The 15,641-nt window shown below is 40.8% G+C and carries 8 protein-coding genes and 1 pseudogene; 4 read left to right on the top strand and 5 right to left on the bottom strand.

Going from position 1 to position 15,641, the window contains the following annotated elements:
* The first annotated feature begins 3 nt into the window (after positions 1-3).
* Positions 4-2,337 (top strand): primase-helicase zinc-binding domain-containing protein, encoded by a 2,334-nt coding sequence (locus ACJ8J4_RS15925; protein ID WP_149558962.1) that lies wholly within the window; start codon positions 4-6, stop codon positions 2,335-2,337.
* Positions 2,338-2,739: 402 nt separating this feature from the next.
* On the opposite strand, the gene ACJ8J4_RS15920 is transcribed toward ACJ8J4_RS15925, so the two are convergent.
* Positions 2,740-3,087, bottom strand: coding sequence for a DUF6404 family protein (locus ACJ8J4_RS15920; RefSeq protein ID WP_149559030.1), 348 nt, complete (start codon positions 3,085-3,087; stop codon positions 2,740-2,742).
* A 758-nt stretch (positions 3,088-3,845) separates the two neighbouring features.
* Between ACJ8J4_RS15920 and ACJ8J4_RS15915 the strand changes: the two are divergent.
* Positions 3,846-4,316, top strand: a pseudogene (locus ACJ8J4_RS15915) (tyrosine-type recombinase/integrase); the annotation flags it as partial.
* A 170-nt stretch (positions 4,317-4,486) separates the two neighbouring features.
* Here ACJ8J4_RS15915 and ACJ8J4_RS15910 read toward each other — a convergent pair.
* On the bottom strand, positions 4,487-4,816 hold the full coding sequence (locus ACJ8J4_RS15910; RefSeq protein ID WP_442516085.1) for a hypothetical protein: 330 nt from the start codon (positions 4,814-4,816) through the stop codon (positions 4,487-4,489).
* Between the two features lie 166 nt (positions 4,817-4,982).
* Between ACJ8J4_RS15910 and ACJ8J4_RS15905 the strand changes: the two genes are divergently transcribed.
* Together ACJ8J4_RS15905 and ACJ8J4_RS15900 are read left to right on the top strand one after the other, a co-directional pair.
* Positions 4,983-6,776 (top strand): hypothetical protein, encoded by a 1,794-nt coding sequence (locus ACJ8J4_RS15905; protein ID WP_442516084.1) that lies wholly within the window; start codon positions 4,983-4,985, stop codon positions 6,774-6,776.
* Positions 6,777-7,829: 1,053 nt separating this feature from the next.
* Positions 7,830-10,289, top strand: coding sequence for a DUF262 domain-containing protein (locus tag ACJ8J4_RS15900; RefSeq protein ID WP_442516083.1), 2,460 nt, complete (start codon positions 7,830-7,832; stop codon positions 10,287-10,289).
* A gap of 48 nt (positions 10,290-10,337) precedes the next feature.
* Here the strand turns inward: ACJ8J4_RS15900 and ACJ8J4_RS15895 are convergent, their stop codons facing one another.
* Genes ACJ8J4_RS15895 through ACJ8J4_RS15885 form a run of 3 tightly spaced genes read right to left on the bottom strand, consistent with a single transcriptional unit; the run spans position 10,338 to position 15,426 of the window.
* Positions 10,338-11,174, bottom strand: a complete 837-nt coding sequence (locus ACJ8J4_RS15895) for a phosphoadenosine phosphosulfate reductase domain-containing protein (protein WP_442516082.1) — start codon at positions 11,172-11,174, stop codon at positions 10,338-10,340.
* Positions 11,175-11,176: 2 nt separating this feature from the next.
* A complete protein-coding gene (locus ACJ8J4_RS15890) occupies positions 11,177-14,476 on the bottom strand; it encodes an ATP-binding protein (protein ID WP_442516081.1) in 3,300 nt (1,099 codons plus the stop codon).
* A complete protein-coding gene (locus ACJ8J4_RS15885; RefSeq protein WP_442516080.1) occupies positions 14,476-15,426 on the bottom strand; it encodes a DUF4007 family protein in 951 nt (316 codons plus the stop codon). The genes ACJ8J4_RS15890 and ACJ8J4_RS15885 overlap by 1 nt, the downstream gene beginning before the upstream one ends.
* Positions 15,427-15,641 lie beyond the last annotated feature (215 nt).

The following is a 15,641-nucleotide window of genomic DNA, read 5'->3' as shown; positions in this document are numbered from 1 at the left end:
ACAATGACCGCATTAAGCGTTTCTCACACCTCACGTGCAGCGACCGGCCACTGGCCGGTTTTGCTCCCTGCGCTGGGTATTCATATCACTGCTGGGGGCCGGGCGCAGCCCTGCCCGGTCTGCGGCGGCAAAGACCGCTTTCGCTTTGATAATCTGCAGGGCCGTGGGACATGGTTTTGTAACCAGTGCGGCGGTGGCGACGGCCTGAATCTGGTCGAAAAAGCGCTGGCCGTGACCACCAAAGAGGCCGCCGTGAAGGTGGCCGGGGTATTGGGTGAACCATCGGACAATGCCTTGCCGGAGCACAATCCCCAGCAGGAACAGCAGGACAAGGCACAGGCGCGAAATAACGCGGCGCAGCAGGCCAGACAACTGCTCGCCAGCGCCCGACAACAGGCCGGGAATAGCTATCTGACCGCCAAAGGCTGGCCGGACACTGACGCCCTGACATTACAGGGGTCGTCACTGCGTGTCGGCGGTATCACTTACCAGCCCGGCGACCTGCTGTTGCCCCTAACTGACAGCGCCGGAGAGGTGGTCAACATCCAGTTGATCAACGCCGCAGGCGACAAGCGCACGCTGGCAGGGGGACAGGTGAAAAACGCCTGCCATTTCCTGCCCGGGAAAGATAATACCGTTATCTGGCTGACCGAGGGCTACGCCACCGGCCTGACCGTGCATCAACTGACCGGGGAAAGCGTCTGCGTTGCGCTCAGCGCCAATAACCTGCCCGCGATGGCGCAGCAGTTGCGCACCCACTACCCTGATGCGCTGTTGCTGTTGGCGGCCGACAATGACGAGAACGGCACCGGGCAGGCTCGTGCCGCTGAAGCCGCGCAACTGAGCGGCGGTCAACCGGCGTTACCATCAGAGACAGGCGACTGGAACGACGTTTACCTGCAACAGGGCACGCTGGCCACGCTTGCGCAGTTGACGGCCTTTAGCCAGCCTAAGCAACCCAGCCCATTTGATACGCTCAGCGATGCCGACCTGAAAGCGATGAGCGCCAGTGAAAAGGCCGAATTGTTGGCGGAGCACTACCAGCACCTGCTGGCCGTGCCACAGGTCGGTGAAGACCTGTGCCGCTATGAAAACGGCGCATGGCAGGTGTTGCCGTACCGGGTGCTCAGCCGCGAGATTGCCGCGCTGTTCCAGAAAATCCGCGCCCCATTCTCGGCGGCAGGAATCAACAGCATTCTGGACACACTCAGGCTGATGGTGCCGCAAATGGGCACGCCGGCACGGCACCTGATTGGCTTTCGTAACGGGGTATTTGATACCACCACCGGGCACTTCAGTGCGCACCAGAAAACGCACTGGCAGCGTACCGTCAACAGTGTGGACTACACGCCGCCCAAGGCCGGGGAAAATCTGGCCGACCACGCCCCGCACTTCTGGCGCTGGCTGACCCGCGCCGCCGGGCAGCAGCCCGACAAGCAGGCGCGCATTCTCGCCGCGCTGTTTATGGTGCTGGCGAACCGCTATGACTGGCAACTGTTCCTTGAGGTCACTGGCCCCGGCGGCAGCGGCAAAAGCGTGATGGCCGCGATAGCCAGCTTGCTGGCGGGGAAAGACAACACCACCTCGGCCACCATCGATACGCTGGAATCCTCACGGGAGCGGGCTTCCGTGGTCGGGTTCTCGCTGATTATCCTGCCTGACCAAGAGAAATGGAGCGGTGACGGGGCGGGCATCAAAGCGATCACCGGCGGCGATGCGGTGGCTATCGACCCGAAATACCGCGATGCCTATTCCACACACATTCCAGCGGTGATTCTGGCGGTAAACAACAACCCGATGCAATTCAGTGACCGCAGCGGCGGTGTGTCCCGTCGCCGGGTGATCCTGCCGTTCCCGGAGGTGATACCGGCCAACGAGCGTGACCCGCAGTTGCTGGCAAAAATTACCGGTGAGCTGGCGGTGATCGTGCGCCACCTGATGCAGCGTTTTGCCGCGCCCAATGACGCACGCGTATTGCTGGAAGCGCAACAGAACTCCGATGAAGCGCTGGAGATTAAACGCAGTGCCGATCCGCTGGTCGATTTTTGTGGTTATCTGCTGGCGGTCAGTGCGCCTGACGGCCTCTATATCGGTAATGCCAACATTACCCCGGCGAACCCACGCAAATACCTGTATCACGCGTACCTCTCTTACATGGAAGCGCGGGGACACAAGTACCCATTGAATCTGACCGCGTTCGGGCGTGCCGTGCCGCAAACCCTGCGTGAGTATGAAATAGCGCTGTTGAAACGCAAGACGAATCAGGGGATGCAGACCAACCTGATATTGAGCGAAGACTGCGAAGCCGACTGGCTGCCCAAGTGTGAAATGCGTTGAGCGAATGGCGTCACGATCGTTTCTGCCGATCAATAGGCGGTTATTGATCTGCCGAACCCATTGGACGCTGTTGTGTGAGGCCGCTTATAGTCGAGCGGTACAAACCGCATACACCCAACACCGGGGAACCCCGTAGCGGTGACTACTCAGGCCTGCATTGCAGGCCTTTTCTTTGTCTAAAGCCTCTCTCTGCCGCTCACCCACAGTGCAAACAATCACCGGTTCAGGCCGGTATTTTGCATTTATGGGGCTGACTGTTCACTGAGAGTGACCAGTCAGGGTAAACTCGTCACCGACTAGTCACTGCTTAATGTATTGTTTTTAAACAACTAAAGTAAAAAGTGAACACTGTGAACAGTTTTTCTATAAATCTTTTTTTCTGACGTTTAGATTGTCGCCCCGCTAGAGACTCTTCCAGTCTGGCAGTTTGTTGGCCCGCTTGCGCCAAGAGTGGATTAAGGCCATGAATAAACCAAACAGCAAACCGGCAAAGAGGGCTGTGAATACCGCAAGCAATACGCTGAAGTCTTGATTTTTCCAGCGACTAAACCACATGAAAATGCCCCATAACGGGCCAAACCAGACGGCGAAGAACAACGTATTCAGCCAGAAGGGGGCAAACGGTGGAGGTGGCATTTTACCCCCCAACTTCCAAAACAGGCGCAAGATCGGCGGTGCATAATTGCTCCGCCACATCTTTTTATCTTCCATCAGGGCTATTGCCTTTTTCTTCTTATCTTCAAATGCCATCATCCGAATCCTTTCATTGGGTATCTATAAAGACTGTCTAATAATATGCCTTATCCGGAGTCAGCCATAGCGTGAAATGAGCGAACATTCAGCCTCTGTAGCAAGTCGATGTTACTGGCAGAAGCACTTCGAGAACCGGCTCAGGCCGGTATTTTGCATTTTTGGGGCTGACTGTTCACAGTAAGTGACCAGTCAGGGCAAACTCATCACCAACTAATCACTACTTAATCTATTGTTTTTAAACAACTAAAACCAAAAGTGAACAGTGTGACCAGTTTTTCTATAAATCTTTTTTTTCAGCCTCCAAAAAAGAGAACGCTGTTTTCAGAAAATACCCGTGACAATTTATGCTTAGTTGCGCTTCCGGTTTGGGTTCGTAGGACGGAACCTAACCGAAATCTTTTATCTGATTGAATACTGGTCGAAAATGCAGGGGAGAAGGATTGATTTTCTGATGTTTCACGGAATTTATACTGGGGGCACAAAAAGGGGCATAATCTCGAGTGTGTTTTAATTATTTAATATATTTCAGTATCTTATGTTGAGATTTGAGTCCGGCCTTCGCACCATACAAAGCTTTTTTCAAGTCTACTAACGTCTACTTTAGTACATAAAAACAGTAAGTTAAGCAGATATCTGACTTTGCTTAGCCTATCCACGTCTACTCAATTCCTTGAGCATATACCAACTGATGATGGTATAACTGTTGGTATTCCCGGTTCGATAGATTTTGATACCAACACTGGAGGTATCAACTGATGGCTCTCACCGATATCAAAGTTCGAACTACCAAGCCCTCCGACAAACCTTTCAAACTCACTGATGGGCAGGGTATGCACTTGCTGATCAACCCCAATGGCTCAAAATACTGGCGACTTCAATACCGTTTCGACGGTAAACAGAAAGTTTTAGCATTGGGTGTCTACCCAATGGTCTCTCTTGGTGAAGCTCGCAGGAAACGAGATGAGGCCAAAAAGTTGGTATCTGATGGTATCGACCCGTCCGAGAAGAAAAAAGCAGATAAGATCGAGCAAAGCGAAGCTCTAACTTTTGAAGCCATTGCCAGAGACTGGCATACCGCCTGCAAAAGGAAATGGTCGGCCTCCCATAGCGAACGTGTTCTAAAAAGCATGGAAGATGGTCTCTTTACTGCTATTGGTAAAAGAAAAATATCCGAGCTTAGTACCAGAGATCTTCTTGCCCCTATCAAGGCTGTTGAAGCTTCTGGTTTAGTTATTCAAATTTATTTCATTTTTATTGAAGGTTATTTTTCTGCTTTATTTTTATCGGGTGGGAGGGGAGAGTCTATGCTATTATTTTTATGAAGGAGACGAATATAGAAGAAGACTTAAGAATCAGAGCGAGGATCTAATTGTAATTCATTACCTCGCTCTAACTTTTAGTTAAGATGTTTCGTACGTTTTTTGTAACGATAGCGTTCAACGAGCGCTTTACCGCAGCTTGGGCTACCATGTCTTAATCCCTCTGACAGAGCCTTTTTGATATCAGGGAGCTCCATGACCGCCCGTTCCACCAGTTCAGGGATGATTTCCTTAAAACGCTCAACGGCAACGTCATAGCCAACATTCACGCCAATAGATATGCCATCACGAAGTCCTCTCTCATAGTCGTTGCCCCCTCCACTTGTTTCGTTTGATGCTTGAATATACTCTCCTTCCTGAGAGAGAAGTGCGGGCGTTTTTTTATCCGATTCATCATTGTTGTTCATACTGCCTCCGGGCATTTGCTAAAGTAACTTAATCGTTTTATGTCTTCGGTAGAACAGATTACTCAGCGGTAAAAAAAATACGCTCCATCTTTTTTTTGCCTCGTAGGCTTGAAAGTTAAGTGCTTTTGTGGTATTCGCTATCCCCTTTATATGTACGGTGAGAATTATGATGCAAAAAGGATTTAATGGCGGGAGCAGGACTGACGAATTAGCATTAAAACGCATTTTTGAGGCAGGGGTGTTTTATAACGCTGCGTTAACATTTTATCGTGATGATATTAAGTTAATTGATAATTTCATTGATAAGTATGATCATTGCGAGAAGGAAGTTAAAGACAAAATCGGTGGTTTAATATTTATCTACATGATTGAAAAAGATCCGCAGCAAGAGATGTTGTTTTTTCAGGCAATGCATCTTTTTACTATGGGGGCAGATATTGTGTTCGCCGCGCGTGATTTGAAAGCAAAACTAATGCTCCCTTGGCCGCCATTTTATTTATCAAAGACGGAGCGAGAGATTTTACGCCCAGATATCTTACTTGATGCATTTTTAGCACTGGCATGCGCGAAAAAAGGGTTTAAATCCATTACGGGAGAAGATGTAAGGCAGGTTGCCGAAAAATATTCTTTATTAAAACATTTTCGTGAAGGGAATCACTTTTTTCAGCATCGGGTTAAACTAAATCGAAACAGTAATGATGGAAGTATTCATATTTTTTATAATCGCGAAATAGTTACATTCAGAAAATCACTAATTTACGCTCTTGAGAATATAAAACATCAATTAGGTCACGATCTTCTTGCTAATAAATGGTCTGCTAAAAATATGTCTAGCTTGGGTGGAATGCTTTTGGCGCAAGCATATTTATATACTAAAGATATCCATGGGCTGTCTCAGGAAGCATATTTTGAGCGAGTGACAAAAAGTTATCCGGCTATGATGGATATTGGACTAAGGGATAAAAAAAGCATTTATGGGGGTATGAGAAAGCTTGAAGAATTAGAGTCAGTTTTTATTCAGAACTATGAGGTTGATGATGATGAACTAACTGCTCAGCATCATAACTTTAATCATACTAACAGAAATCATGCAGAAATTGATGCCAGAATAAGCCCTTCAGTTTTACTGAAAAGTTCTTTATCTCTATATATAAATTATTATACCTTTATTTTATCGCATGTTGATTTTATTAAATCATTGTATAAACTAAAACAATCGATAAAAGATATCGTTATAAGACAATTTAAGCAAAAAGAATTTGTCGTGTTTGATATCCTAAATAGGATTAACAAACCTGTCGAACAATTTCACAAAGACTCATTTTCCGATATTTTTCAGGCAGTAGAAACTCAATGCCATGGCATGCTAAGAGCCCTTCGCTTATCTCCCGAACCACAGGATTCTTGGGGGCATCTCACATGTAATTATATCGTTCCGGAGCTCAGCGAAATAATTCATTCATTGGGCATGCTACATACGTTGTGTAACCAAAATTACCAGCACGTGACTTATGATAACTTAAAATCACTGAATTTAGATGAGCTGTTTAAAAAATCTCTAATTATCAATCGCATAATTGAGTTAGATTCTAAGTTTATTTGCGCAGGATATGGACTGAGTGATCATACGATAGTACTTCCAATGAATGCCCCGCAAGATGTATATGGTAGTATCCGTGCTGCGCTAGATCTATATGATAAGAATGCAAAAAATTACTATCTTTCAAGTACTATAATCTATAAAGATATTGAAAAACTGCAATGTGTTCTGTGGGGGCTATATCATCTTTATCAGAAATCATTTTCTTCTAACAAAATTACAAATGAAATGTCTATTGATAACATTGGCCAATTCTACCAGCAAACTATTTCTGAAAGTAGATTTAGAATGGGTAAGAAAACGGCGCAGGAATTAATTATATCTTATCAAGAAAATAAAGATCTTAGCAGTCACTTATAGCTTAGATAAAAATAATAATTTGAAATCATTTATGTATATTACACTGGACGGCAGTGGTCTCTCCATCCTTCAAACTACTCCCTAAAAATAGAGACATGCGGAGTATCTGGTATTTTATCCCTATTGCTATTGGTTTTCCTTTTCTAACCAAAGGGCGGAAAAGCAAGGGGAATCCGAAGGAGCAAGCGCAGCGGCTTCGTAGGGTTAGCCCTTGCTTAAGTTAAAAGAATAAGAGCTTCGTTTGTGTTGACCTTGAACGCTTCTATTACCATGTGGATGGGGCTTTGAATTTAGTACTTCGATTGCGTAAGCAAAGTTCTATAATGCAGTTTGTTAAGCTTCACTTGTACTGAGTTTGAATACTTGCATTGCTACATAAGTGTGATTTTTAATTGACCGCTTCGGCTGTGTAAGTGTGAACTATATTACAATGGCGAATGCCATTTGTACTGCTAAAAATAAATAATTAGCTTAACTTTTCTGGGCTCTTCAATTTAAATTCAAAATAAATTAACATCGTTCATTGACAATGTCTAAAATATATTATTAATAATACATGTCAGGTAGAGTAGTTTTATGGTATGTATCCTATATTGTGTACAGTTTGTTAGTTGCTCCATGTTGTGGGGATATTGGAAAGGCTGCTATTTAGTAGCCTTTCGTCTGTTTAAAAACGACACTCTGAATATCATATTCCAATATCGCTCGATTTCTACTCGTTTGGTTATATATCCTGAAATATGATAAGCCACTATACTTTAGTATATGAGACATACGTCGTTTTAGATTTCTTTGATGCAAACGTTGCATTCAGCAACTCAGTCAGACAGCCCATAGTGAAAGTAAAAACTTGTCATAATGTAAATACCAAGTTTTCAACAAAGATTTTAGCCACAAGGTTCTGGCTGTGTTAGCTTCATAAGGTTACGGCCTACCGTCCGTGAAAAAAAATTTCTCATAGACGTTCCCCTGTACTGAACAAGAGAAGATGTGATATTTCGATTCATCCATGGAAGCCAAAATACCGTGGAAAATTAATGAAATCCATTGTACATGCAAGGTATCGTTGCTATCAGCGGGATAGCTGATAAAATCATGTGTTTGTTGATGTTTCTCATAATAAAATTTCAGATTTCAATAAAATCAAGGGGTTATATGGAAATCAAAGACGTTTTCGGAGCGCAGCCCAAAAGTGTTTGGGAGTATCTATGTGAGAATGGTCAAGGATTGTATGTCCCAGCATATCAGAGGCAATATTCTTGGGATACTCCTAAAATAACACGATTAATTGAAGATGTCTGTCATGGTTTCACCACTCTCACGAATAGGGATGATGCTATAACTTTTTTAGGGACGATTATAGCTATTCATGACACAAATTTAGTTACAGTAGATCCGATTGTTAAGGGGGATGTTCCTTCAAGAGTTATGACAATAATTGATGGGCAGCAAAGATTAACGACATTATTATTGGTTAATACAGTACTTCATGAAGAAATAAAGTTAAGGTTAGTTAAAAAAATAAACAAATCTAGCGATGAAGATGCGGATGTATGGTTAATTGAAGAATGCATGAAAGTTATTGGTAGATTAGCTAAAACGTTCGAAGAAAATAAGGATTACGGAGATCTGGACTTTCAATATTATCCTAGAATGATTAGGGCGTATGATGATTCGTGGTCACGTAAGAAAGATAAAGCGAGTTATAAATCTGCCATTGGCCATTATTTGCACACCTACGGGAAATATGGAAGGGAGGAAATAAAAAAGAACTTCAAATATGAACCTCCTGAAAGTGAACAAGAAAACAGTAGCAAATACAAGCCTCTTTCTGAAGGCCGAAAAACAGTTTATAAACTAATAAAGAACATAAGTAAATGTATTGATTTCGGAGCAAAAGCAACTACTAAATCGGAACAAGCGGAATTAGAGTTACCAGATATTTCTGGCATTCTTGATAATGATAAATTTCAAAATCTTCTACTCAAATCTGAATTTCCAGAATCTGTAAAAGCTAAACTTTCTGAACTTGGTGATCATTCTTTTGAGGAATTAACTCGTCTGGTTCTGTTTGCTAATTTCGTTCTTGATCGCGTTGCCATAACTATTGTTACTGCTAAAAATGAAGATTATGCATTTGACATGTTTGAGTCATTAAATACGACCGGTGAACCACTGACAGCATTTGAGACTTTTAAACCCAAAATTATAAATGCAGAAAAACTCAGCGGGTATGAAAAATCGCAATCTCATCTTTATGTTAAAGCAATTGAAGATTATCTTGAAAGTACCGGCAAATCAAATGATAAACAAGATACAACAAGTCGGTTAATTGTTACTTTTGCATTGGCAGAAAAAGGTGAAAAGCTGTCTAAAAGACTAAGTGATCAAAGGAGATTCCTTAAAGATAGTTTTGAAAGTCTTCCTGATTTGGAGCAGCAGCAAGAATATGTTAGATATCTATCTCATGCAGCCCTATTTATTAGGTATTCTTGGCCTGAAGACAAGTCGCAAGCCACAACTATTTCCTCTGCTGAAGAAGCTCAGACAGATGAAGTCATTTTATGTATAGATTTACTTCGGAAATTTAACCATACAATAACACTGGGACCTTTGATCCGCTTCTATTCCGAAATAAGACGAGTTGCACCAGAGAATAGAGAACAAGCAATAAAAAATTTCATTGAGGCCGTTAAAGCTATCACTGCTTTTTCTGTCCTCTGGAGATCTTCTCGTCGTTCAACTGAGAACATAGATTCACATTACCGGAAATTAATGCTTAATGGTCAACCGGAAGTTGGTTTGAAACCATTGGCAAGAAGTAAGAATGATTTTGGATCAGACATTACTTTAAATGTCATTCAGCTAAAAAGAGCGTTTTTATCTATACTTGAACAAGAAGGTAAGGTAGGTAGCAAGGAAGATTGGGTAAAAGCAATGTCTAAGATACCTGCATATTCAAATCAAAAAGAAATTACTCGTTTTATTTTACTCGCTGCAGCTCATGATAGTGTAGAGGACAAAGCAAATCCTGGCTTGACGGTAGCTGGTAGGAACGGCATTTTACCTCTCCTTGATGTAAAAAATTGGACAGGGGATCAGTCTAAAACAATTGAGCATATTGCACCTCAAGAAAGAACTTCAGAGGGCTGGTTAGACGATATCTATGAGGAACCTGAATTAATAGATCGATTAGGTAATTTAACACTGCTACCAATTAGAGAAAACTCATCTCTTAAAAATGGTAGTTGGGCAAAGAAAAAATTATTTTATAAGATTCTGTCCGCAATGACTCCGGATGAGCTTGATCCATTACAGGAACAAGGTAAGGCGCAGGGGATAAATTTAGCTCAATCAACAAATGATTTATTGACTGAATCGAAATATTTACCACTTGTTAAATCTGTCGCTACTGTTGAAGGTGATTGGACGAAAGAACTTATAGAAAAACGCAGTGTAAGAATTGCAGAGTTAGCATGGAGTCGTATCCATGCTTGGTTAGCTGTTGAATAAGTTCGGTGTCCAAATAAATTGTGCACCCTAAGGGGTGCACAATTTATACTATTTATGACATATATTGCATGAACCGTTTCCTTCATCATCGCCATATATATCATCAATGTCGTCTATTTCAACCGGGCGTAAGGGGTTTTGAGTTTTTTTAGCTGCAACTCTTGCCTTTCTCTCATCATAATCTTTAAAAATTTGAATTAATCTTTCTGGCTTTTCAAGTTCAGAAAGGGATTCTCCTTGCGACCATGTAAATGGCGAACCGTGCTCCATTGCATTTTTTTCGTAAGCTTTTGCTTCTTCGAATGCTTCAGGATGATTTTCTTTTAACCTTGCCCATTCAACTTTTTGTTGAAAAAAGCAAAAAGTACAGCCGGATCTGCTACGCCATTTGTAATATTCAGGCCAGCCGACGCCTGATGCTTCCAGAATATCGCCTACGGCAGCCTTATCTATACCATTTTCGCGAAAAGGGAGCGCTATTTTTAGATTTTTATGCTTCGAAGCATAACCTTCGCGATATTCCTCATCCGCTCTTATCGCAACGTAGCTGGTAACGGAATCACCAGCTGCAAGCATAGGTCTCACCCATAACTCGAACGGCCTTAATTTCAATTGACGAGTACACCATCTTGTTTGTGGTGAAGGAAGAAAATGATTGTATTCTTTCAACCAAAAATCGAAATCTCGATCAGGATTTAAATACTCAATTTTTTTACCAAGGAATCCTTCAAGCTTACCGAGGAATTCGTAAACCTCAGGTAATTCTTTTCCTGTATCAGTGAAAAAATACTCAATGTGTAGTTCAGGATGGTGCTGCCGCATGTAAATCGCCAAGGCTGCGCTATCTTTGCCACCTGAGATACCTAAAACATGTCGTTCTGCCATAATTAATCATCCTTACCATTCACAATGGCAATGCTAACTTTCGCAAGGGCTGCTAATAAAATGCTTTTGCTAAGTTCATTATTATGTATTTCACTAAGGATTTTTTGTGAAATGTTTTCAACTATTTTTATGTCAGATGATTTGATGTCATACTCAGCTTGCACTGTTCCATTTTCTTGATCATCGAAAATAAATGCAAAAGCCTCTCTTGTTGGTTTTCTATTCTTAATAGAAGATAAAATTTCAATTCTTTTGAATTTTTTAGACCACGCTGCGATTTCTATCAATGCGATATCAATATCATTATCAGACCATAGTCTTGTTGGTTTATTTGCCGCTAAGCTTAATATGCTTTCAATACTTTCGTTTGTTTCATCTAATTCTTTGAGTCGGGTCGAAAAAGCATCAAACCGGAAATCACCTGATATTCCTGAAACTGTATTTGCTCTCTCTTTAATCTCTGTATAATCACTGCTAATTGCATCTAGTACTATTAACATCTTATTTCGGATATTTTCCAAAAGACTGTTGTAAGAATGAACTAATTCTTTAATGGAACATTCAATCTTTTCCAAAAGCTCACATTCATTCTTTGAAAGGAATGTAAACGGTAAATCGACAAATAGCAGTTTGTGTGGATCTGACGCTCTTAGCAAAAGATCTCTCATTTTCTTGCTATCTTCAGATAATGTTGACGTTCGTTTAGACCATTCAGGAAGAGCATAAACCATGCCAACAAGCGATCTTGCAATCTCCAAAGGTTCTTCGCCAGTAGAAGGAATATTCAGCTGAATCAATATTTCTCTAATTCTAGAAAGAAGATTATTTTTATTTTCATCAATGATGATTTTCTTCATATGGAAACGAGAAGAGTCCTGTAGAAGTTCATCTATTTCACTATCTGTTATCTTTGATATAAAGTAATTATCTTTATATAAAGCCATTTTATCTTTGTTGGCTAAAATATATACTAAAAAGAGAACGGGATGAACCCCATTCTTTACACCAAAGGGTGGTTTGCCCCACATTGAAAACAATTGCTGTACTGATACAAGCTTGTTTTCATCTGCAAAAAGTTTATCGGTGAATTTAAATAGAGGTGTCAAGACTGCAACATCATCGTTAAGTTTTGGAATGGTCAATCCAAATTCCCCATTTGTAGATTTATGTATTTTGGGAATTACTAATAATGTCTCATGTAAGCCTCTTTCGGCTGGCCAACCTGATAGCCCTAAGTTTTCTTGATTTTCAGCATAGAGCATTTTGTAGAGTAGGTCTTTACGTGCTTTAACAGCATTAGGTGAAAGACTGTTGCGATTTATTAATTCGCTTTTTAAGCATGGAGCATCATAAAATATTTTATCTGCAAATGTAGATGCAATAGATGAATAATTATCTATACTTACCCATGAACCATTAACTAACCATTCTGAATAACGTAATGCCTCTCTTAATAGTTCTTCAATAATGTTTTTTAGAACCGTTATTCGTGCATAAATTTCTCTCCTGGCTACGGAATCACTTATGATTTCATGATTACTTTCCAGGATTCTATATAAAGCCATAAGCTCATACCCATTCTCGATGATTTTATCAGTCTTAATAGGCACACCGGGAATAATGTTTTCAGGTATGTTATTGCTACTTTTCTTAATTTCTATTTTGAGTTGAGCATTAGTCATTCCTTTTTCAGGGAATATGACGAACAGTTCGCCAAATTTATCAGAAGTAATAGGGGGTAAGTTTTTTAGTTTCCCGTTGAATACCTCTGATGAACAAAGAGATATATCCATCCAGCGTAATGAGCCCGTTTGGTAATAATGCTTTTTAGCCACGACAGGGCGAATGCCAGCTGCTTTAGACAACATTTCGAAATCAAGAGATGATATATTATTCAATTCACTCTTGATTTCCTCATCTATATCAAAATCACTTCCTTCAAATACAGCCCAAGATTCAAGGTGTTTCCTGTAAACGATAATATTTGATTTCTTTAATTCACTTAATAATGTCTCTAAATCATAATTTATATTGCCTTGATAAATACTTTTAATTACTTCATTAGATGCAGGTAGCCCAGTGCTGTTTCTGAAGAAATCCAATATAGCAATATTTTTTATCAGGCTAACTTTTAGCTTGTCAGAACCAGCTTCTACACGCTCAACGGCTTCTACAGACTGAGCCCATCGATGACCATCTGGTGAAGATAGGATTGCTGGCTCAAGGTTTGTACGCAAGAAATTCCAATAATGCTCTGGAGTGTATGTTTGATCTTCGCTATATTTTGTTGATTTCAGAAAATCATGGAACGCATGAGGTTCTGGAGAGCTCAGGAAACCAAAAATACTCCTTTCGTTTTGACCAAAATGTCTTCTCGACGCTGGTCCTAAAATAGTCGCCATTGTTGGATGTAATGGCCAACATTTTATTAAAGAGTCTACTAACTGTGTACTGATAGAAGGTCTTCTCTTTCTAACTTCTTCAGCTACTATATGAGCAGCATTTACATTTATATTATTTATTGAATCTTCGCTAATTGAAATCGCTTTAGACAATAGTTCAATGGTTTCATCACTTGATGAAATCAATGGTATATCTGCATACCGCCCTTGCACCTTAGCCCATTCGTTTTGTATCTCATGGCCTAATTTTGATGAGTATTGTCTAAATGCTTGATGCAGAATTCCAATAACAATTAACTTGCCGTTACTCCTTGAAGCTGCCTCAGCAAGATCCTGGTAGAAATGTATGTCGTTTTCCTCTTGAGCTGAATACTCAAGGAATTTTCCCATTTCATCGATGACTATAATTAAACCATCATATGATGAAGAATTACTAAGAACTTTTAGCCGATCAATGAGATCGGCACCTGTTGGCTTAATTTCTTTCTTGTTGTTAGATTTTGTCTGCTTATCCAACGAGTTGTCTATTTCTTGTACGATATTAGTTCTTTTACCCGTTATTGGTAAAATATTCCAACCGCTAGTGATAGGAAAAGCTTTTTTAAATAATGGCGAAATACTTTTATCTAAACGAGTATAAGCTTTTTTTCTTATTTCTTTATTAGGATGCAACGTAGAAAGAAGCGTGATGGCAAGAGATGATTTCCCGCTACCATATGGACCAGTTAAAGTAAATGCTCTTTGTTCAGAGTTGATAATTTGAGTACAAAAATTATTGAAAACACTCTGTGCTGATTTATTACAAATATATCCATCTAATGAATCAAGGCGTCCCGTGTCTGTATCAATTCGGACAGAGCGTTGGTATTGTTGAGTAATTTTAACTTTGTCCATTAACATTATAAATCACCATAAGCCATATTGATTTGTTCAATTTTTAAGTTAGCTAACTGCTTTTCAGATGTATTTGATATTACAACTTGTCTAATTCCTGAAGAATCAGACCACTTTAAGAAACCCTTTGTTTTTTCTTCAAGAGTTGCAAGTCTGTCCGCGACAGAGTCTTCATCAAGCTTAAAAACTCTTCCTGGGGATGACGGACCATATGCTATGGTTTCAAAAGATAACGTGTTAGCTTCTGAATATAGAGACTCCCAAAACTCAATGAGAGAAAAAATAAAAATATGATCGCTGAGAGAGTATTTCTGACCTCTCTTGAAGGAAAATAGCCCTCGGCTTTCCTCTTGAATTAAACCTAATTCTGATAACAGAGGTTCTGCATTTTCTTCAATATTATTATCTGATTTTGGGCAGTATGATCTAATGCATGCCTCAACATCTCTCTTTAATGTTGCCTCTGAGATTTTTACATTTCTTTCAGATGCGTAATCTCTAATACGCTCTACAAGATTGTCTCGTGAAAATGATGAAGACGTTATATTGTTAAAAAGATAGCTCCATGTTGTAGAGCGATGTTTGCTATTAGCAGCCGGTAAACCGGCTAAACGCCAATGAGCAAGCCAAGCAGTGCAGGGGTTTTCACAAAAAGGATCTAATCCTTTATCCTGAAGGATCATATCCCATTCTTTTGGAATAATAAAAACTCCCTTACTGTTATTGGACTCCTCCAATAGCCCACATGCTAGAGACCAATGCTTGATGGAGGACACCATGTTTTTACCTACGCCAAACACACCGATTGCTTCATCATGGGTAAAAATAGATTTGTCAAGTGTGTTATCACTGTTTTTTTGGTCGTAAGACTTTTTCAACCACATCTGCTTCAGTGGGAAAGTCTCATGGCCTGAGAAATGTGGAACATATGTAGGTTGAGTGAGTAAGTTTTCCATCGCCTATCTCTACTGGATTAAATTGCCAGTGAGGATAGCACATTGCTGGGGAAGTTATCCAGTAAGGAAAGGCCTTTTACTGTTTTTATAAACAGTACTTAGAGGAAGTTACTTGCCATTTATCATATGAGAGCACGACGAACACAGAGTATAAAAATCATATGCTACTGATATTTAATATGATAAAGTTATAAAGCATGTTTCTCAACTACTGA

The organism is Serratia sp. CY47280, assembly GCF_052168655.1.
Classification (GTDB): Bacteria; Pseudomonadota; Gammaproteobacteria; order Enterobacterales; family Enterobacteriaceae; genus Serratia; species Serratia bockelmannii.
This window is presented reverse-complemented; position numbering and strand designations above follow the sequence as displayed.